14 protein-coding genes are annotated in these 20,282 nt (G+C 72.7%); 7 read left to right on the forward strand and 7 right to left on the reverse strand.

From position 1 onward, the window contains the following. Nucleotides 1-183 (reverse strand): exodeoxyribonuclease VII small subunit (locus NCC78_RS11850; RefSeq protein WP_250794345.1); only part of this gene is annotated, 183 nt, incomplete at its 3' end. Nucleotides 184-205: 22 nt separating this feature from the next. Further along, nucleotides 206-1,420, reverse strand: a complete 1,215-nt coding sequence (xseA, locus tag NCC78_RS11855; RefSeq protein WP_250794347.1) for an exodeoxyribonuclease VII large subunit — start codon at nucleotides 1,418-1,420, stop codon at nucleotides 206-208. A 177-nt stretch (nucleotides 1,421-1,597) separates the two neighbouring features. Here xseA and NCC78_RS11860 point away from each other — a divergent pair, with 177 nt between their 5' ends. Together NCC78_RS11860 and NCC78_RS11865 are read left to right on the forward strand one after the other, a co-directional pair. Then, complete coding sequence (locus NCC78_RS11860; protein ID WP_250794349.1) at nucleotides 1,598-2,584, forward strand: 4-hydroxy-3-methylbut-2-enyl diphosphate reductase; 987 nt, start codon at nucleotides 1,598-1,600, stop codon at nucleotides 2,582-2,584. Nucleotides 2,585-2,632: 48 nt separating this feature from the next. Next, entirely contained in the window at nucleotides 2,633-3,088 is a 456-nt protein-coding gene (locus NCC78_RS11865) for an alanine and proline-rich secreted protein Apa (protein ID WP_250794351.1), read from the forward strand. A gap of 76 nt (nucleotides 3,089-3,164) precedes the next feature. Here NCC78_RS11865 and NCC78_RS11870 read toward each other — a convergent pair whose 3' ends face one another. The 3 genes from NCC78_RS11870 to NCC78_RS11880 all read right to left on the reverse strand — a co-directional run bounded on the left by NCC78_RS11870 (nucleotide 3,165) and on the right by NCC78_RS11880 (nucleotide 11,437). After that, nucleotides 3,165-6,392 (reverse strand): S8 family serine peptidase, encoded by a 3,228-nt coding sequence (locus tag NCC78_RS11870; RefSeq protein ID WP_250794353.1) that lies wholly within the window; start codon nucleotides 6,390-6,392, stop codon nucleotides 3,165-3,167. Nucleotides 6,393-6,818: 426 nt separating this feature from the next. Further along, on the reverse strand, nucleotides 6,819-10,091 hold the full coding sequence (locus tag NCC78_RS11875; RefSeq protein ID WP_250794355.1) for a S8 family serine peptidase: 3,273 nt from the start codon (nucleotides 10,089-10,091) through the stop codon (nucleotides 6,819-6,821). Nucleotides 10,092-10,255: 164 nt separating this feature from the next. Then, the gene (locus NCC78_RS11880) at nucleotides 10,256-11,437 is read right to left on the reverse strand and encodes a DNA recombination protein RmuC (protein WP_250794356.1); all 1,182 of its coding nucleotides are present in this window, start codon (nucleotides 11,435-11,437) and stop codon (nucleotides 10,256-10,258) included. Between the two features lie 288 nt (nucleotides 11,438-11,725). On the opposite strand from NCC78_RS11880, the gene NCC78_RS11885 reads away from it, so the two are divergent. Further along, nucleotides 11,726-12,514 (forward strand): hypothetical protein, encoded by a 789-nt coding sequence (locus NCC78_RS11885; RefSeq protein WP_250794357.1) that lies wholly within the window; start codon nucleotides 11,726-11,728, stop codon nucleotides 12,512-12,514. 106 nt (nucleotides 12,515-12,620) lie between these two features. On the opposite strand, the gene ppc is transcribed toward NCC78_RS11885, so the two are convergent. Both ppc and NCC78_RS11895 read right to left on the reverse strand, forming a co-directional pair. Continuing rightward, nucleotides 12,621-15,407 (reverse strand): phosphoenolpyruvate carboxylase, encoded by a 2,787-nt coding sequence (gene ppc / locus NCC78_RS11890; RefSeq protein ID WP_250794359.1) that lies wholly within the window; start codon nucleotides 15,405-15,407, stop codon nucleotides 12,621-12,623. 104 nt (nucleotides 15,408-15,511) lie between these two features. Further along, on the reverse strand, nucleotides 15,512-15,688 hold the full coding sequence (locus NCC78_RS11895; protein WP_250794361.1) for a hypothetical protein: 177 nt from the start codon (nucleotides 15,686-15,688) through the stop codon (nucleotides 15,512-15,514). A 120-nt stretch (nucleotides 15,689-15,808) separates the two neighbouring features. On the opposite strand from NCC78_RS11895, the gene NCC78_RS11900 reads away from it, so the two are divergent. The 4 genes from NCC78_RS11900 to NCC78_RS11915 all read left to right on the forward strand — a co-directional run bounded on the left by NCC78_RS11900 (nucleotide 15,809) and on the right by NCC78_RS11915 (nucleotide 20,235). After that, entirely contained in the window at nucleotides 15,809-16,849 is a 1,041-nt protein-coding gene (locus NCC78_RS11900) for a S66 family peptidase (protein ID WP_250794364.1), read from the forward strand. Then, nucleotides 16,849-17,418, forward strand: coding sequence for a hypothetical protein (locus NCC78_RS11905; protein WP_250794366.1), 570 nt, complete (start codon nucleotides 16,849-16,851; stop codon nucleotides 17,416-17,418). Before NCC78_RS11900 ends, NCC78_RS11905 begins: the two co-directional genes overlap by 1 nt. Before the next feature lie 295 nt (nucleotides 17,419-17,713). Further along, nucleotides 17,714-18,928, forward strand: coding sequence for a lipopolysaccharide biosynthesis protein (locus NCC78_RS11910; protein WP_250794368.1), 1,215 nt, complete (start codon nucleotides 17,714-17,716; stop codon nucleotides 18,926-18,928). Between the two features lie 20 nt (nucleotides 18,929-18,948). After that, on the forward strand, nucleotides 18,949-20,235 hold the full coding sequence (locus NCC78_RS11915; protein WP_250794370.1) for an O-antigen ligase family protein: 1,287 nt from the start codon (nucleotides 18,949-18,951) through the stop codon (nucleotides 20,233-20,235). The last annotated feature ends 47 nt before the right edge of the window (nucleotides 20,236-20,282 follow it).

Raw genomic sequence — 20,282 nt, forward strand, 5'->3', positions numbered from 1 at the left:
GATGCGGGCCCGGGCGCCGTCCAGCCAGCGCTGGCAGATCACCGCCAACGCCTCGCCGCGCTCCCAGAGCGCCAGCGACTCCTCCAGCGACGTGCCGCCGGTCTCCAGCCGCTCGACCACCGAGGCCAGCTCGGCACGGGCCTGCTCGTAGCTGAGCCGCTCGTCGTTCTTCTCGTCAGTCATCGCGTCCATCCCACCACAGTCCTCAGCCGTCGACGGTCGCGGCCAGCTCGCCGTCGGCGAGGCGTACCCGCAGCGGATCGCCCTTGCCGACCTCGGCGGCGGCGCGGACCACGTGGCCGTCGGCGCGCTGGACGATCGCGTACCCCCGGTCGAGGGTGGCGGCGGGGGAGAGGGCGCGCAGCCGGGCCAGGGTGTGCCGCAGGTCGTCGTCGGCGGCGGCGAGCCGGTGGTCCAGGCAGCGGTCGGCGCGCCGGCGCAACGCGGCCAGCTCGGTGGCCCGCTGGTCGACCATCACCTGCGGGCGGGCCAGCACCGGCCGGGAGCGCAGCCCGTCGAGCCGGTGGGACTCCCGGTCGACCAGGTTGCGCACCGCGCGCTCCAGGCGGTGCCGGGCCTGGCGGATGAGGCGTACCTCCTCGGTGAGGTCCGGGACCACCCGCTTGGCCGCGTCGGTCGGCGTCGAGGCCCGCAGGTCCGCGACGTAGTCGACCAGCGGCGCGTCCGTCTCGTGGCCGATCGCGCTGACCACGGGGGTACGGCAGGCGAAGACGGCCCGGCAGAGGGCCTCGTCGGAGAAGGCAAGCAGATCCTCGAGGCTCCCCCCGCCCCGGGCCAGGATGATCACGTCGATGGTCGGGTCGGCGTCCAGCACCTTCAACGCGTCGACGATCTGCGGGACCGCGCCCGGGCCCTGGACGGCCACGTTGACCGTGCGGAACTCCACGGCCGGCCAGCGCCGACGGGCGTTGGTCAGCACGTCGCGTTCGGCGGCCGAGGCGCGGCCGGTGATCAGCCCGATCCGGCCGGGCAGGAACGGCAGCCGGCGCTTGCGCGCCCGGTCGAAGAGCCCCTCGGCGGCCAGCAGCTTCTTCAGCTTCTCCAGCCGGGCCAGCAGCTCGCCCAGGCCGACCTGGCGGATCTCGTCGGCGCGCAGGCTGAGCGTGCCCCGCGCGGCGTAGAACTCGGGCTTGGCGTGCAGCACCACCCGGGCGCCCTCGCGCAGCTCGGGCGCGCCGGCGTCCAGCACGTCGCGGTTGGTGGTGACGGTGAGGCTCAGGTCGGCCGAGGGGTCACGCAGGGTGAGGAAGACGGTGCTGGCGCCCGGCCGGCGGCTGATCTGCGCCACCTGCCCGTCCACCCACACCCAGCCCAGCCGCGCGATCCACGCGCCGACCTTCTGGCTCACCACCCGGACCGGCCACGGCTCCTCGGAACTGCTGCGCGGGGCGTCACTCACCCGCCCACCCTACGGTCGGTCGCGGTGATCAAGAAGTTTGCGTCCCCGGCGGGGCGGAAACCGGACGCGAACCTCTTGATCACCCGCGACGGACCGGGGTCAGGCCTCGGGGTGCCCGGCGCTGTGGTGACGGTCGCAGCCGATGTCGCCGTCCGGAGCGGCACGTACGATGGGCGGGTGACTCACGCTGAGGCGACCCCCCGGACCGGCAAGCGCGTGCTCCTGGCGAAGCCCCGCGGCTACTGCGCGGGCGTGGACCGGGCGGTGCAGACCGTGGAGGAGGCGCTGAAGCTCTACGGCGCCCCGATCTACGTGCGCAAGCAGATCGTGCACAACAAGCACGTCGTGCAGACCCTCGAGGCCGAGGGCGCGATCTTCGTGGAGGAGAACGAGGAGGTGCCCGAGGGCGCCACCGTCATCTTCTCCGCGCACGGCGTGGCCCCCGAGGTCTACGAGCAGGCCCGGGAGCGCTCGCTGAAGGCGATCGACGCGACCTGCCCGCTGGTCACCAAGGTGCACCAGGAGGCGAAGCGGTTCGCCGCGGAGGACTACGACATCCTGCTCATCGGCCACGAAGGCCACGAGGAGGTCATCGGCACCGCCGGTGAGGCCCCCGAGCACATCCAGCTCGTGGACGGCCCGGACGACGCCGACAAGATCACCGTCCGCGACCCGGAGAAGGTCGTCTGGCTCTCCCAGACCACCCTGTCGGTCGACGAGACGCTGGAGACGGTGGCCCGGCTCAAGAAGCGGCTGCCGATGCTCCAGTCGCCGCCCAGCGACGACATCTGCTACGCCACCTCCAACCGCCAGCACGTGGTCAAGGAGATCGCCCCCGAGTGCGACGTGGTGCTGGTCGTCGGCTCGCGCAACTCCTCCAACTCCGTCCGCCTCGTCGAGGTCGCCCTGGACGCCGGCGCGCGCGCCGGCCACCTGGTCGACTTCGCGCACGAGATCGACGACGCATGGCTGGTCGGGGCCCGGACGGTCGGGCTGACCTCCGGCGCGAGCGTCCCCGACGAGCTGGTCCAGGAGGTGCTGGCGTACCTCGCCGAGCGCGGCTTCACCGACGTGGACGAGGTGGTGACCGCCAACGAGCGGCTGACCTTCTCGCTGCCGCAGGAGCTCAAGCGGGACATGAAGGCGGCGGCGGCCCGGGGCTGAGCGGTGCCGGCGGGAACGACGTCCGGCCCCGCTGCGTCGGATACGGGTATGAGGACCTTTCGGCTCGTCGTCTCCGCGCTGGCCGTCTGCGTGGCGCTGAGCGCCTGCGGCGGTCAGGACGGTGGCGACGGCACCCCCACCCCCACCCCGACGGGAGCGCAGCCGGTGACCAGCCCGCCCAGCCCGGACCCCACCACCCCCGGGATGCCACCGGCCACCGGTGATCCGGTCGATCCGACCGCTCCGGTCCAGCCTCCGCCGACGAAGCGGCCCGGCGGGCCCACCAAGCCGCCGCCGGTGGGCGGCACGACGCTCACCGGGACGGTCACCCCCGGCGTGGAGCCGAACTGCCTGCTGCTCGACGGCTACCTGCTCATCGGCGGTCCGCGCGACGTGCTGAGCCCGGGCGCGAAGGTGACCGTCACCGGCCGCGTCCAGCCTGACATGCTCACCACCTGCCAACAGGGCACCCCGTTCCTCGTGGAGGCGGCCCGGCGCGCCTGACCCGCGGGAATCCAGCGGACGGACGAGAGGCCCGCCCCCAGCCGGGGACGGGCCTCTCACCTTGCGGCGGAACGGCTCAGCTGACGCTCTCCACGACGACGTCACCGCTGCCGATCAGGATGTTCGAGTCGGTACGCACCTGGACGGTGCCGTAGAGCACCCGCCCGCCCGCCGGCGCGACCTTCGCGGTCACCGAGCCCGGCACCGACCACGTCACGCCGCTGGGGCGCGGCGCGTTGGCGTCGGTCACCGACACCGACCCGAAGGCCGGGTTGGTGAAGACGTCGATGTAGTTGAAGCTCGTCGAGCCCGCGGGCACCGCGTAGCCCACGACGCGCACCTTCCAGGCGCCCGCCGCCGGGTTGGCGACGGTCACCGACTCCTCGGAGTCGCCGTCGGCGCTCTGCCCGGCCGCCACGCACGTCCCGGACGTGCAGTTCAGCACGTACAGGTCGAGGTCGGCCCCCGGGTCGGACGTGCCGCTGATGGTCGCCCGCAGCTGGGTCGAGTCCGGCGTCACCGTCAGGTCGTACTCCTTGGTCTCACCGGCGCCGACGGTGAACGGCCCCTGCCGGGCGCTGCCCAGCGAGCCGCCACCGACCGCCCGGCCGGTGAACGAGCCGAGCGTGCTGGTCAGCTCGTACGACCGGGCGACGGGCACGCCGGCCGAGGCCGAGGCGATCACGTCCGGGTTGGGCGTGACCGTCGCGCCCAGGACCGAGGCCGTCAGCGTGAACGGTGTCCACTCCGCGTCCGAGGTGCGCCGAGCGTCCACGGTGACCTCCCAGACGCCGGCCAGCGGGTTCGAGGTCGTGCGGCTGGTCGGTGAGCCGGTGGCGCAGGCGCCCGCCGCCGGGACGTAGCAGGAGGTCGACGCGTTGCTGTCGATCCCCACGCCGTACGGGTGGTAGCGCAGGAACCGCGCCTGGCCGGTGCCCGCGACGTCCGACGGGCCGGTGAAGTCCACCTTGAGCGCGGGCGTGCCGGCCGGCACCTGGAAGTAGTAGTGCAGCGACTGGTTGCGCCCGACCTTGCCGGTGATCGTCACCTGGTGGTTCGCGGCCGGCTGGAAGGCGTACGGCGCGATCACCGTGTTCATCGTCTGGTGGTCGATGCCGGTGGTGGCCGGGTCGTCCAGCCGCAGGATCGCCGAGTGGGCGCCCGGGGCCGACGGGTTCACCCTGACGGTGAGGCTGACGGCCTTGTTCAGCGGCAGCGCGATCGACGACGCGGTCGCGAACGTGCCGTCGTTGCCGACCCAGGACACGTCGTACGTGATCGTCTTCGATCCGCCGGTGGTGCGGGTGAACGTGTACGTGCGGGTGTACTCCCGACCGACGGTGACGCCCTCGCGGTCGTAGATGCCGGTACCGACGCCGGGCTTCGCGAGGAACCCGGACAGCACGGTGTTCACCGGCACCGAGGAGGTGATGTCGACCGTCTTGATGTTGCGGCGCAGCAGGTCGTACGCCGCCTTCACGTCGAGGAGACCGGCGCCCTGCTCGTACGTGCCGACGTTGTCGATGAACCGGGCGGAGGACATCATGGCCTGCCGGATCTGGGCCGGCTTGCTCTGGAAGCCCTGCGCCTTGGCGGCGCCGACGAGGATTGCTCCGGCGCCCGCCGCCTGCGGCGCGGCCATCGAGGTGCCGTTGAACATCGCGTAGCCCGGCGGCAGCGCGTACGTGCCGGGGACCGGCCCGCCCGGCTGCCAGGTGGGAACGGTCGAGATGGCCGAGCCCGGCGCGATGACGTTGGGCTTGAAGCCGCCGTCCTCACGCGGACCGCGCGAGCTGTAGTAGTGCAGGTTGTCGGCGTACGGCGAGCTGGAGCCGTAGTTGGACCGCCAGGTGGCGTCGGTGACGTACGAGCCGACGCTCATCACCTTCTCGGCCACCGACGGGTCGCCGACGGTGTTGGTGCCCGGCCCGCTGTTGCCGGCCGAGAAGAACATCTGCACGTCGTACTGGTCGACGAGCCGGTTGTAGAGCAGCGCACGCGTGTTGTTGCCGTCGTTGAGCGACGGCAGCCCGCCGATCGACATGTTGATGACGTCGACGTCCGCCTGCTTGGCGGCGTAGATCATGCCCTCGATGAGGGCGCTGGCGGTGCAGCCGGCCACGAAGAGGCAGACCCGGACGGAGACCACCTTGGCACCCGGGGCGGCGCCGGTCATCGCGCCGCCGAAGAGGCCGTTGCCGGCGGTGATGCCCGCGACGTGCGAGCCGTGGGCGCCGGAGACGATGCCGATGTTGACGAACTTGCCCTTGCCGTCGACCTGGACGACGAAGGGCATGGACTCGGCGATGGCGGTCGCCGGGTTGTCCGTGCCGAAGGTGCCAACGTCGTTGCGCACCTTGTAGTCAGTCATCGCGGACTGGTCGGCGAAGGAGCCGTCCTGGTCGGCGTCGACCCAGACGGCGCTGGCGCCGTCCCACAGCACGCCGAACAGGCCACTGCTGCCCTGCGGGTTGCCGTCCCGGTTGACGTCGTTGCCGACCTCGCCGCCGAGGTTGGCGTCGCGCTCATTGAAGACACCGAAGCGGTAGGAGCCGGCGGCCGGCGCCGTCCAGGTCCGGCCGTCCACGGTGAAGCTCGGGCCGGAGACGTTCGTCGCCATGCTGACCCAGGTGGGGTCGTTGTCGCTGGTCGCGTGGGTCGCGGTGACCCAGTCGACGATCTTGCGCTCGCCGGTCGTCGTCTTCTGCAACGCCGGGTGTCCGAGGTCGACGCCGGTGTCGAGGATGCCGACGGTGACGCCGCGTCCGTCGAGCGTCGGGTTCGCGGCCATGAACTGGGCCGCGCCCATGTCGCCGATCGGCAGGTACGGGTTGTTCGCGGGGGTGCCGGCGCCGGGCGCCGGCTGGGCCGCCACCGGCTCTGCCGCGTCCGGACGCGGATCGGGCAGCGGCACCGCCGCGTCGATCTCCGCCGTCTGAACGCCGCTCAGTCGGGCGATGCGGTCCGCCCGCTCGGTGGCGACCTCGGCGCGCAGGTAGCCCAGGTCGTCGTCGCGGAAGAGGATGGTGGCGCCGAGTCCGGCGAGGCCGTCGGCGACCGTGGCGGCCTGGCCGTCCCGGGCCCCGACCAGCACGGTGACCGACTTGCGGCCCGTCGCCCTGGCGTCGGCGAGCCGATCCTGGTCGGTGGGGCTCCAGCCACTGGCGCTGCTCTTGAGCACGGTGGTGGACGGCTCGGCGCTGGCAGGGGCGCCGACGAACGCCAGCGATAGCGCGCCGACGGTCACCGCCGACGTCAGGAGCGCGGCCGATGCGCGGCCGCGCCGGATGGGGGGTTTGCTCACGTCTCTTCCTCCGAAGGGAGAGCGAAGAGCCCTGAGGGGAGCAGGGCGGGGATGTGACGGGGCGTGTCGACCGACGGGAACCGCCGTCACCCCCACAAGCGACAGGTGTGACACCGGCGTTACGCGAGACGGCCGCCCTGGTAACGGTGCCGCGACCAGTTGCCCCATGGCAAGTAAAAACGGGCAGGTCGTGGCGCCGATCGTCCACCCCGCACAGCCGCCCGGCCGCGAGCCGGCGGATCGCCTCGGCCCGGACGACCGGCTGCCGTACATCCGAAGGGGTGAATGACCGCGCCGTCCCGACCGGCTGCCCCCGCCCGGGATGCGGGGTCGCCGCCGCCGTGTTACACGGGCGCGGCGTCGGCCACAGCACAGGAGCCCGCCCCCGGCGACCGGGGACGGGCTCCTGCGGTGGTAGGGGTCGCGTCAGTTCACGGTGCCGATGGAGACGGCGCCGCGGCCGACGACCGCGCCCTCGGTGGTCACCACGGCCAGCTCACCGAAGAGCTCCCGGCCGGCGGCCGGGGTCGCCTGGGCGGTCACCGTACCGGTGAGGGTGGCGGTGGCGCCGTTGGCCAGGGTGAGCGGGGTGGCCGGGGCCGCGAGGGTGCCCAGCGCCGCAGCCGAGAACGAGTCACGGTAGTCGTAGGCGGTGCTGCCACCGGCCCCGTCGACCGCGTAGCCCTCGACGACCACCCGGTAGGTGCCCGCCACCGGGTTGGCGATGGTCACCGCCTCCTCCGAGTCGCCGTCGGCCTGCTGCCCGACCGCGGTGGCGCCGCGGAAGACGTACAGGTCGAGGTCGGCGGCGGCGTTGGCCGGGTTGCCGATCCGAGCGGTGAAGCGGGTCGCCCCGGCCGGCACCTCGACGGTGAACTCCTGCGAGGCGCCCTCGGCGATGGTCGGCCGCTCGGAGTGCACACTGGAGAGCGGGCCACCCTGGCCGCTCACCGCGACCGGGCCGAAGGTGTTGGTCAGCGACCAGGTCACCGGGGTGGCCGCACCGGCGGTGACCGACGGCAGCTCGACCACGGCCGGCTCGACCGCGACACCCTGCACCCGCGCCGTGAGCTGGAACGGGTTGTTCAGCGACGGCGAGGTCCGCCGGGACTCCACCTCGATCTCCCAGACCCCGGCGATCGGGTTCTGGTAGTCGCGCTCCTGCGGCTTGCAGGCGTTGGCGTCGGAGAAGTTGGTGTAGCAGGCCAGGCTGGAGGTGCTCTCCACCGGGACGCCGTACGGGTTGAAGGCGATGAACCGCGTCTGCGAACCGGTGGCGATGCCGGAGAGGTTCACCTGCAGCGCGCCCGCGCCCGCCGGAACCGTCACGAAGTACGACGTGAAGCTGTTCCGGTCGACCGAGCCCTCGGCCGAGAAGGAGTAGTCCGGTTTCTTCACGTCGTTCGAGGCCACCACCACGGTGGAGACCTCGAAGTCGACCACCGAGGTGGCCGGGTCGTCGATCGTCATGATCGCGCCGTGCGCGCCGGCGTTGGCGGGCCTGGCGGTGACGTTGACGGTGACGGTCCTGTTCAGCGGCAGCCAGACGGTCGTCGGCGCCGTGAAGGTGCCGTCGTTGCCCCGCAGCCCGATGACGTGCCCCACGGTGCCGGCCGGCCCGCTGGTACGGGTGATCTTGACCGGGTAGGTCTTCGACTGGCCGATGCGGTGCCCGCCGTCGGCGGAGCCGCAGCGGTTGTAGACGCCGGTCCCCCGGTTCGGGGTGCCGAGCTGCCCGGAGAGCACGGTGCAGACCGGGGCGTCGGAGGTGTAGGAGCGGGTCTCCACGCCCGTGCGCAGCAGGTTCCACGCGCCGGGCACGTTGAACATGCCGTAGCCCTGGGCGTACGTCGGGACGCCCTTGATCGGCTTGGCCGACGAGTAGACCGCCCGGCGCAGCGCGGCCGGGGTGACGCCCTTGTCGGTCGCCTTGGCGGCCGAGAGCAGCAGCGCGGCGGCGCCGGCGGCCTGCGGGGAGGCCATCGAGGTGCCGTTCAGCATCGCGTAGCCCGGGGGCAGCGGGTAGCCGGCCTCGGGGACCGGGTTGCCGAGCTGCCAGGTCGGCGCGGTGGAGATGGCGGAGCCGGGCGCCGCGATGCTCGGCTTGACGCCGCCGTCCTCACGCGGGCCGCGCGAGGAGAAGTTGAACAGGGCGTTCGTCTTCCGCACCACCGAGCCGTAGTTGGCCAGCCAGGTGTCCTTGCTGATGCTCGCCGCGACGCTGACCACGTTGGCCGCCACCGACGGGTCGCCGATGGTGTTCAGGCCGGGGCCGGAGTTGCCGGCCGAGATGAACATCTGCACGCCGTAGGTGGAGATCAGGTTGTTGTAGAGCTCGGCGCGGGCGTTGTTGCCGTCGTTCAGCGCCGGCAGGCCACCGATCGACATGTTGATCACGTCGACCTTGCGGTTGATCACCAGGTCGGCCATGCCAGTGGTGAGGGCGGCGTAGGTGCAGCCGCCACCCCACGAGCAGGCCCGGGCGGAGACCAGCTTGGCGCCGGGCGCGGCACCGTCGAAGGCGCCGTTGCCGAGCATGTCGTTGGCGGCGGTGATGCCGGCGACGTGGGTGCCGTGGGTGCTCTCGACAATGCCGATGTTGACGTAGTCGACCAGGCCGGGGCCGCCGACCGGGGCGGTGTCCACGTCCTCGCGGTACTCGACCACGAACGGCATCCGCTCGGCGACGGCGGTCGCCGGGTTGTCGGTGCCGAAGTAGCCGACGTCGAACCTCTCCTTGTACGGCCGCATCAGGGCGTCGTCGGTGAAGTTGTTGTTCTGGTTGACGTCGACCCAGATGTTGTGGGTGGCCGGGTCGTAGAGGATGCCGAACGCGTCGGTCTTGTCCCCGTCGCGGTTGACGTCACCGGCCGGGTCGCTGTTGGCCGTGATCGACTCGCTGAACCGGTTGAACCGGTAGGTGCCGGCCGGGGCCGTCCAGGTCGCGCCGGCCGCGCTGAACGACGGGCCGGTGACCTCGGTGATCATCGCGCGCCAGGTCGCGTCCTCGAACGGGTCAGTTGCGGTGACCCAGTCGACGATCTTGCGCTCACCGGTGGTGGTCTGCTGGAGCGCCGGGTGACCCAGGTCGACGCCGGAGTCCATGATGCCGATCGTGACGCCACGACCGTCCCACTCCGGGTGGTCCTGCATGAACTGGACCGCGCCGGTCTCGTTCGTCGGCATGTAGGGGTTGGCGGCCGCAGTGTCGGCGCCCGGGCCGGGAAGGGCCGCAGCCTGCGTCGCCGCCTCCCGTCCGGTCGGGGCCGGGGCCACGTCGGGCTGCGGGTCGGGCAGCTGGATCGTCTCGTCCAGGTCCACAGCGGAGACGCCGGGCAGCGTGGCCGCCTTCAGCACCTTCGAGGTGGGGACCTTGGCCAGGACGTAACCGATGCTGTCGTACCGCTCGGTGACGGCGGCACCCAGCGCCTTCAGGTCGTCGGCGACGTCCTTGGCCTCGCCCTTGTCGGTGGCGACGATCAGCGTGACGGTCGGGGCCTTCTTCGCCTCCGCCTCGGCGAGCAGCTTGGCGTCGTGCGAGCCCAGCGTCTCGGCGGCGGTGGCCTGCGGGGCGTCCGGTGTGGCGGGAGCGGCGCTTGCGGTGGCCGCACCGCCCGCCATCGTCACGGCGCTGGCCGCCATGACCGAGGCGAAGAGCGCGGCGCTGGTACGCCGGCTCAGGTTTCGGGGTTTGCTCACGTTCTCTTTCCTCCAGAGAACAGGGCCCTTTCAGATGCAGGGCACGCGTGAGCGAAATCCTTCGCGGTGTCGATGGCCGGTGTCACTACTCGCGAGTTGCTTGTGACCATCCTGTGACATGCATGGCCACGCACTGTCACATCGGGGGTGCTAGGAGCCGGCCGTCAGTCCAGTGTCGACCGAACGGAGGGCAGCTCACCGTCCATCGTGTCGAGCAGCAGCTCCGGAGCCTGCGGCTGACGGGGTGCCAGCTCGATCTGCGCCGGTGCGGCCAGCTCCTGGTCGGAGACGCCCAGTTCGGCGAGCTTGCGGGCGCTGACCAGCACCCGCGCCTCCAGCGAACCGACGGCCCGGTTGTACGCGGTGACCGCCCCGCCGAGCGACGCCCCCAGCTTGCCGACGTGATCCCCCAGCGTGGACAGTCGCCCGTAGAGCTCGCGCGCCAGCGTGTGCACCGCCACCGCGTTGCGGGCCAGCGCCTCCTGCCGCCACGAGTAGGCGACGGTGCGCAGCAGCGCGACCAGGGTGGCCGGCGTCGCCAGCACGACGTCGCGGGCGAACGCGTGCTCCAGCAGCGTCGGGTCGCGCTGCAACGCGACGTCCAGGAACGGGTCGGCCGGCACGAAGAGCACCACGAACTCCGGCGTGTTGTCGAACGCCGCCCAGTAGGACTTCGCGGCCAGCGCGTCGACGTGCGCGCGCAGGTGCCTCGCGTGCGCGTCGAGGTGGGTGTCCCGGCCGCGCTCGTCGCGGGCCTCCATCGCGGTCAGGTAGGCGTCGAAGGGGGCCTTGGCGTCCACCACCACCGTGCGCCCGCCGTGCAGCCGGACCACCAGGTCGGGGCGGACCCCCTGGTGGTCGGTGGCGGCGGTGACCTGCTCGCTGAAGTCGCAGTGCTCCAGCATCCCGGCGGCCTCGACGATCCGGCGCAGCTGGTGCTCACCCCAGCGGCCCCGCACCTGGGGCGCCCGCAGCGCCGCCACCAGCTGCTTGGTCTCGGTGCGCAGCTCGCCGGAGACCGTGCTCATCGCGCGGACCTGCTCCCGCAGCTCCGCGTACGAGTCGACCCGGTCGCGCTCCAGCTCGTTGACCCGCTGCTCGTAGCGGCGCAGCGTGTCATGCAGCGGGGCCACCGCGCGGGCGACCGCCTCCTGCGACTGGGCGGTCGCCTCGTAGCTGAGCGCCCGCATGGACTGCTCCAGCCGGCCCTCGCCCTCCCGGGTGGCGCGCAGCGTCGCGTCCAGCCGGGCGATCTCGGTCGCCGACCGGGACCGGGCGGCGTACCAGCCCACCGCGGCGCCGGCGACGAGGCAGACGACCACCACGGCCAGCGTCGAGAAGTCCACCCCCCGGAGCTTGCCAGACGGGTACGACTCCGCCGACGAGGGCCGGTGCCGGGCCGGAGGGTGTCATCACCAGGACATCCGGGTCAGGGAGGCCGATCTGATCGGCTGTACGCTCGGCGGTTCGCACCCGGGTGGGCGTTTCGCGCCCGGCTCCCTGCGGGCGGTGAGCCTCGTGGTGGCCCGATCGCAGCTGATCCGCCCGCCCGGGAGAGCGGCGGTCCGGCCGGCTCCCGGGCACCGGGGCGTCGGCGGGCGTACGACGTGACCGTCGTGGGTACCTCCAGCGGCATGGAACTTCTGCTCGTGGCCGTCCTCGTCGTCCTGCTGATCGGCGGCCTGGTCTGGTGGCGCCGGGACTCCGCCGCCCGGCAGGCCCGCACCCTCGCCGACGCGCGGGCCGACGCCCAGCGCTGGTACGAGCGGCTCGGCGGCCAGGTGATGAACCTGCACGGCGACGATCCGGCGGTGCGCCAGGCGCTGGTCGACGCCGGGGAGCGGTACAACGCCGCCGGCGGCCAGCTGGAGCAGGCCCGCAGCGTCGAGCAGTACCGGCTGGCCCGGGAGACCGCGCTGGAGGGGCTGGCCTACATCCGGGCGGCCCGCACGGCGCTCGGCATCGACCCCGGCCCGGAGCTGCCCCCGCTGGCCGCCGCGCAGGGCGCCGGACAGCTCACCCGGGAGCGTCAGGTCGACGTGCAGGGGCAGACCTTCAAGGCCGGCCCCCAGCCCGGGCAGGACACCCCCTACTACTACCCGGGCGGCCGCTACCAGGGTCGGCCGGTGCCGGCCGGGTGGTACTCCACGCCCTGGTGGAAGACCGCGTTGGGCGCGGGAGCCGGGGTGGTCGGCGGCCTGCTGATCGCCGACGCGCTCTTCTCACCCGCCTTCGCCGACCCGGGCTACGGCTACGACGCCGGCTACCAGGAGGGCTTCGGGGACGGCGCCGGCTACGGCGACCAAAGCGGCGAGGGCGTCGAGGGCGGTGACGTCGGCGCTGCCGACCCGGGCGCCGCCGGTGGCGACTTCGGCGGCGGTGACTTCGGTGGTGGGGACTTCGGCGGTGGCGGCGACTTCTGAGATCCGTCGGTTTTCCGTGACATCGGGGTGTCCCAGGTCGGGGACACCCCGATGTCCGTGACACGGAGTCGATCGGGTCGGCGCGTGAGAGCCGGCCGGCGGCGGTTCAGCCGGTGTTGCGCATGCCGGCGGCGATGCCGTTGACCGTGGTGAGCAGGGCGCGTTCCAGCGCGGTGCCGTCGCTCGGCGCCCGCCGACCACCGGGTGCGGTCGCCACCGCCCGGCCCGCCGCGCCGGACTCCCGGTACTGGCGCAGCAGGGCCACCTGGAGGTGGTGCAGCGGCTCCAGGTAGGTGTCGCGCACGGCCAGGGTGCGCTGGAGCACCGGGGAGTTCTCCAGCAGGGCGGGCGAGGCGCTCACCGCCAGCACCTCCTGCTTGGTCAACTCGTACTCCTCCTCGATCTTGTGGAAGATCGGGTGCAGCTTCTTCGGCACCAGCGTCTCGACGTACCGGCGGGCGATGCTCAGGTCGGTCTTGGTCAGCATCATCTCGACGTTCGACAGGAACGTGCGGAAGAAGTGCCAGTTGCGGTTCATCTCGGCCAGTACGTCCTCCAGGCCGGCCTCCCGCGCGGCGGCCAGCCCGGAACCCACCCCGAACCAGCCGGGCACGATCTGCCGGGTCTGGGTCCAGCCGAACACCCACGGGATGGCCCGCAGCCCGGCGAGCCCGGCCCCGGTGTTCGGGCGTTTCGCCGGGCGGGAGCCGATGTTCAGCGCGCCGAGCAGCTCGGTCGGGGTCGACGCCCAGAAGTACGCGGGCAGGTCCGGGTCCTCGACCAGCGACCGGTACGAGCGGAAGGCCGACGAGGAGACCACGTCCATCGTGGCGTCCCAGCGTTCCAGCATCTCGGCGGGTTGCCGTGGCCCGGTGTGCAGCAGGGTCGCCTGGAGCACCGCTGCCAGGGTGAGTTCCAGGTTCTCCCGGGCCAGCGACGGCAGGGTGTACTTGTCGGAGATGACCTCGCCCTGCTCGGTGACCTTGATCGCGCCGTCGAGGGTGCCGTACGGCTGGGCCAGGATCGCCTCGTGCGTGGGCCCGCCGCCGCGCCCCACCGTGCCGCCCCGGCCGTGGAAGAGCCGCAGGTGCACGCCGTGCCGGGCGGCCACGTCGCGCAGCGCGCGCTGGGCCCGGTGGATGGACCACTGGCTGGTGGTGATGCCGGCCTCCTTGTTGGAGTCGGAGTAGCCCAGCATCACCTCCTGCACGTCACCGCGGGCCGCGACCAGCGCCCGGTACGCCGGCAGCGAGAGCAGCTCGTCGAGGAGGTCGCCGCCGGAGTTCAGCTCGGCCGGGGTCTCCAGCAGCGGCACGAAGCCGATCCGCGCCCGGCCGCTGTGCACGTCGACCAGGCCGGCCTCGCGGGCCAGCACCACCGCGGCGAGCACGTCGTCCACCCCGAGGGTCATCGAGACGATGTACGACTCGATGACCTCGGCGCCGAAGCGGTCCTGCGCCTCCCGGATGGTGCCGAAGACGTCGAAGGTCTTACGCGCCGCCTCGGTGAGCGGGGTGTCCAGCGTGGAGAGCGGCCGGCGGCCGGTCAGCTCGTCGGCGAGGAGCTTGGTCCGCTCCAGCCGGGTCAGCGACGGGTAGTCGGAGACCTCGCCCACGGCCCCGTAGAGCTGGGCCAGCACCGTGTGGTGCGCCTCGGCGTGCTCCCGCACGTCCATCGTCGCCAGGTGCAGCCCGAACGCGGAGACCGTACGGATGGTGGAGGCGAGCCGGCCCACGGCGGTGAGCTGCCCGGAGTTGCGGGCCAGCGAGGCGCGCAGCAGCTCCAGGTCGGCGATCAGCTCGGCCGAGCCGCGGTAGTCCCGGCCGGGCACGTGCGCGGTGCCCTGCCGCAGCCGCTGCCGGGTGTTGGCCAGCTTGGCCTTCACGCAGCGGGCCTTGAGCCGGTAGGGCTCCTCGGCGTTGACGCGGCGGAACCGGGGGGCCACCTCGGGCAGCGCGTCCAGGTCGGTGGCGAGGCTGGCGGAGAGGTCCAGCGACACCCCGCGCAACCGGCGGGAGACCGAGACCTCGTTGATCAGGTGGTCCATCGCCTTCTCGGTGGCCGCGATGCCGTGCTCGTGCTGGATGGTGAGCACGTCGCGGGTCACCGTCGGGGTGACGAACGGGTTGCCGTCCCGGTCACCGCCGATCCAGGTGCCGAAGGTCAGCGGCCGGGCCGTCGGGGAGGTCTCCACGCCGAGGGTGCGCAGCGTGTCGGCGAGGTCGTCGAGCACCTGCGGGGCGGCCTCGGCGTAGAGGTCGCGCAGGTAGTAGATGGCGTTGCGGGCCTCGTCGGTCGGGTCGGGTCGGTCGAGCCGCAGCTCGTCGGTCTGCCACATCAGGTCGAGCAGTTCGGCGAGGCGGCGGTTGGCCGGCCCCTCGTCGCTGGCGCCGTAGAGGATCGCGTTCGCGGTCTCGGTGTCCAGCTCGTCGGCGATGGCCCGCAGCTTCGACAGGATGGACCGGCGGGCCGCCTCGGTCGGGTGCGCGGTGAAGACGGGCCGGACCGCCAGCCGGCGGGCCGCCGCGGCGATCTCCTCCGCCGGCACCCCGCGCTCGGCGATCATCTTGGCCGCCTGGTCCAGCCAGCCGCCCTGGATCGCCCGCCGGCGACGCAGGTCCCGGGCCCGGTGCACCTGCTCGGTGATGTTGGCCAGGTGGAAGTAGGTGGAGAAGGCGCGGGCCAACTTGGTGCCGGTGGTCACGTCGAGGCTGCCGAGCCGCTGGGCGGCCGCCGGGGCGTCGGAGCGGACCTGGGCGCGGATCTCCTCGACCAGATCCAGCAGCGGCCGGCCCTCCTGGCGGGCGAGGGTCTGCCCGAGCAGGGTGCCGAGGCGGCGGATGTCGGCCCGCAGCGCGGCGTCGGGGCCGTCGTGGTCGTGCTGGTCGGTCACGGTGCGCTCCTTACGTGAGTACGAAGGACAGCGCTGTCCGATCCCCTGGATCGTATCCGCGTCGGCCCGGATGTAAGGAGGGGGCCCTGCATTCGTCCCATCCCTCAGTCCGGACCGGCCGCGGTCGCGGGGCGGCCCGGCGTGGCGGGGCGGCGCCCCCTGACCTGGGCGGCGGTGAGCAGACCGGCGACGCCGAGCACCACCAGCGGCAGGATCACCAGGCCGGTGCCGAGCAGCGGCGCGGCCGTGCGCGGCAGCCGGTCGGCCAGGTCCTGGTCCACGCCGCCAGCCTAGGGGTCCGTTGTGCCCGTCCTGTGCGGTTTCGTCACCTCCAGGTGCCCGGGCGCGGGGTCGGCCGGACGACCAGAAAAGCGGTTGGTGCGGGCCGGTAGCGTCCGGGCATGACGTCACCCACCTATCCCCCCAAGCCGCGGCCGGGCGACCGGGTCGCGGTCGTCTCACCCTCCGCCGGCCTGCCGGGTCTCTTCCCCCACGTGTACGAGCTGGGGCTGCGCCGGCTGCGCGAGGAGTTCGGCCTGGAACCGGTCGAGTACCCGACCACCCGGGTGATGGGCGCCGACCCGCGCGACCGGGCGCGGGACCTGACCGCCGCATTCGCCGACCCGACGATCACCGCCGTGCTCGCCACCGTCGGCGGGGAGGACCTGATCACGGTGACCCCGCACCTGGACGACGCGGTGCTGCGGGCCAACCCGAAGCCGTACTTCGGCTACTCCGACAACACCAACGTCCTCAACCACCTCCACCGGCTGGGCATCGTGGCCTACCACGGTGGGTCGGTGCTGGTGCACCTCGGCCGGCCCGGAAAGCCGCACCCGCTCACCTTCGACTCGCTGCGCGCCGCCCTGTTCACCTCCGGCTGGTACGACCTGACCCCGGCGACGGAATGGGGCGACCAGCCGAACGACTGGCGCGACCCGGCCACGCTGGCCGACGAGCCGGTGATGTTCCCCGGCGCCGGGTGGAGCTGGGCGGGCCCGCAGCGGGTCGTCGAGGGGCGCACCTGGGGCGGCAACCTGGAGGTGCTCAACTGGCTGCTCGCCGCCGACCGGGTCGCGCCGGTCGACCAGCTCGCCGGGTCGGTCTTCGTGACGGAGACCTCCGAGGAGCTGCCCTCGGCCACCGAGGTCTACCGCATCCTGCGCAACCTGGGAGAGCGTGGTCTGCTCGGGACCTTCCCGGCGGCGCTGATCGGCCGGGCCAAGGCGTGGGAGTTCCACCGTCCGCACACCCTCGACCAGCGCCGGGAGTACGCCGAGGCGCAGCGGGCGGCGGTCACCCGGGCGTTCGCCGAGTACGCCCCGGACGCCGTTCTGGTCTTCGACGTCGACCTCGGGCACACCGACCCGCAGCTGATCGTCCCGTACGGCGGGGAGATCCGCATCGACGCGGTCGCACGGCGCATCTCGGTGCGCTACTGATGAGCAACTCGCGGGCGTACCCGATCCTGCGCACGCCGGACGTCGACCGGGCGCTGCACGCCGTCGGACACCTGCTCACCGTGGCCGACCTGCGCGACACCGAGGTGCAGCTCTGGGCGCGGACCGGGCGCAACTCGGGGCTGCCCCGCTACCTCGACGCGTACGGCCACTGGCGCGGGGCCTCCGGCGACGACCGGATGTTCGTGGACCGCGCGCGGGAGGCGGAGACCGGTCCGCAGGACCCGGCCGACCCGCTCGTCGACGTCGAGGTGACGGTGCACGGTCTGGGCCTGGTGGAGGGGCGACTGGCGGAGACCGTCGGGCCGGACCAGGCCCGCCTGGAGTGGTGGCACCACGGCTGGCCTGCGGTGTGCTGTCACGACCTGGGGTGGCAGTACAAGCACGCGTACGTCCAGCTGGTGCTCAACGCCGCCGACATCTGGGCCATCGAGCCGGCCGACGGGCACACCGTCTTCGTGCACGTCGGGCCCGACGAGCCGGAGCGCGCCGAATGGTTGGCGGGCAGGGCCGGGCTCACCGTGCTCGGCCCCTGCGAACTCGGCTTCTGACCCGGCGGCGCACCTCCGCACCGCGCACGCCCCAGGGGAGATGCGGCAACGACCACCCTCGCTTGTCCCGGCAACACCGGCGACCGTCTGCGTCGTTGACCTTCCCGAAGGTGGGCGGGGCGTGCACCGCGACGAGTGGAGGCTGAACGTGACGGCAGCCGGAGAGGCCGCTCGACCACTCGAACGGGGAACGGATGTCCTGCCGGCCACGTCGGCGGCGGATCAACGGACGGGACGCCACCCCCGCCGCCGCTCATCACTGCGGACGACGGGACACCTCCTGGCAGCCCAACTCGTGGCGGCAGCCGCGAGCCTGCTCATCAACGTGCTGGCCGCCCGCACCCTGGGCCCGGCCGGGCGCGGAAACGTCGCCCTGCTGCTGCAGGTCGGATACCTGACCAACATGCTCGCCATGGCGGGCACGGACCGCGCCTATCCCGTGATGATCCCGCCGCAGCGCGGCGCGCTCGCCGCGACCGGCGACGCCATCCGCCTGGTCCTCCCGTCGGGGGCGATCTTCCTGCTGGCGAGCATCCCGCTCGTCTTCACGATCGGTGCCGGCACGTCGAGCGGCGCCGGGCTTACCGTGGTGGCCTTCCTGGTCGCCGCGCTCGCCATGGTGGCCGGTGGGGCGGTCCGCACGGCGGCCGCCGCTTCCGGCGTCGCCGGTCCCTTCGTCGCCGGCGCGATCACCGGGCAGCTCGTCCTGGTCGTGGCGGTCGCCGGGTTGGCCGTGCTCGACGTCGAGTCCCCCGGCCTGTGGCTGCTGGCCTACGGTGCCGCGCTGAGCCTCACGCCGGTGATCGCGTGGGCGTTGCTGCGCCGCCAACCCGCAGGGGCGTCGCCGGACAGCGGTCACCTCCGGCAGGCCCGCCGGCTCGGCCTGCGCCTACTCCCCGCCGGGCTGGCGGGCATGGTCATGCTCCGTGCCGACCGGCTGCTCCTACCCTGGCTCGGCTCGTACGAACAGCTCGGCCTCTACATCGTGGTCGCCACCGTGGCGGAATTCGCGGTGTGGCCGGTGCAGTCGTACGTGGATGCCCAGGCAGCCCGCTGGCACCGCCAGCACCTCACCGGAACATTGCGGCGCGCGCGCCCGATGCTCGCCGCCACCGCCTACGGCCTCGCCGCCGGGGTGGCGCTGTTGGGCGCCGGAAGTCTGCTGGTGCCGCCCGTGTTCGGCGACGAGTACCGGGGTTCGGTCGCGCTGCTTGCCCCGCTGGCGGCAGGCACCCTCTTCTACAGCGTGAGCCGGGTCGCCGTCGGCCTCGGCGTGGCTACCGGCCGGGCGCGAAGCGCGCTGGTGGCGGACATCCCCGCCATGGTGGTCGCGTTGGCCGCGTACGTCCTGCTCATTCCGGAGTGGGGGGCGCTCGGCGCGGCCGTCGGCTCGGCTGTCGCGTACGGCGTCGGGGCCGTCCTCGCCGTTTCCACCCTCACCACCTCCCCACAACGGCCTCCGATCGCGGTGCTGCCGGCCCTGCCGGCCCGCCAGCGCTACCCCCGATAACCCGAAGGAGGCGACGGCTCATGTCACTCAGCTATCAGCAGCGCTCCGACCTGATCGCCGGGATCAATCGGTGGGAGCCGCCGGTGCCCGTCCGGACGGCCCGGCCAGGGGTGTCGGTGACCTTGGTGACCGCGCTGTTCGTGGTGGCACTCGCTGGCCGCATCTCACCCGACCGAGCCGGCCTGCCCATGATCGGCTTCGACGATCTCCGCAAGCCGGCCTGCGTGGTGCTGCTGGGCGCGGCAATCCTGTGGCAGGCCAACCTGTGGGCGCGCGGCGCCGCCCGGCCGTGGCCGCCGTTCTTCGGGGCCTTCACCGCGTTGATCGCCGTGCAACTGCTGGCCGCTCTCTGGGCGCCGTTCGGGGCCCGCGTCGACCAGGCCGTATGGGACCTGGGCCTCCTGTGGGTCGTCGTGCTCCTGGCCACCGCGTTCACTGCCGGGGATCCTCGGCGTGCCGCGCGGGTGCTGCTGGTCCTGATGCTCGTCGCGGGCCTCGCCTACGCGGTGGGTGCCCTGCACGCTGGCCCGCAGGTCGGAGGGCGACTCTCCGCGTTCGGTGGTGGGCCGAACGTCTTCGTGCGCGTGGTGTCGCTGGGCATGATCGCCGCTGTCACGCTCGCCGCGGTGTCCCGGCGATGGTGGTTTCTGCTGCCGGTGCCGCTGCTGGGCACCGCTGCGGTGCTCTCCGGGTCCCGGGGTGGTCTGGTCGCCCTGATCGGCGCGGCGACGGTTTTTCTCGTCTTCTTCGCCCGACGGCGGGCCTCCATCCTGGTCGGCACCCTGGTGATCGGTGGTCTCGCCAGTTGGTTGGTCTGGAGCGTGGTCGGCGACGCCTTCGTCTCCGTCGCCGAGTCCCGGTACTCCACGGCGGGCATCCAGCAGGGCGGCTTCTCGGTACGGCCGGAACTGCTTTCGGTGGCCTGGCAAATGTTCCTCGAACACCCACTCGCCGGGGCCGGCATGGACAGCTTCTACGCGACCAGCGGCATCGGCTACCCGCACAACTACCTCGCCGGCCTCGCCGCCGAGACGGGCGTTCTTGCCCTGGGCCTGGTTGTCTTCGCGGCCTTCCGCTGGTGGTGGGACGGGCGTCCGTGGTCCGCCGCGCCGCTGGAGCAGATCGGATGCGCCGTCGGTGCCGTCTACATCCTGCTCGCCAGCATGTTCTCCGGTGACTACTACGACACCCGGTTCTGCTGGATCCTCGCCGTGGTCGCGGTCGGGCGGGACGCTCCTATGCCGCGTCAAGTGGCTGTGGTGGGTTTTCGAGGCGTCGGTAGAGGTCTCGGGCGATGTAGCGCTTGAGGCAGCGTTTGATTTCGCGGTCGGTTTTGCCTTGAGCGCGGCGGCGC

This window comes from Micromonospora phytophila (assembly GCF_023656545.1).
GTDB lineage: Bacteria > Actinomycetota > Actinomycetes > Mycobacteriales > Micromonosporaceae > Micromonospora > Micromonospora phytophila.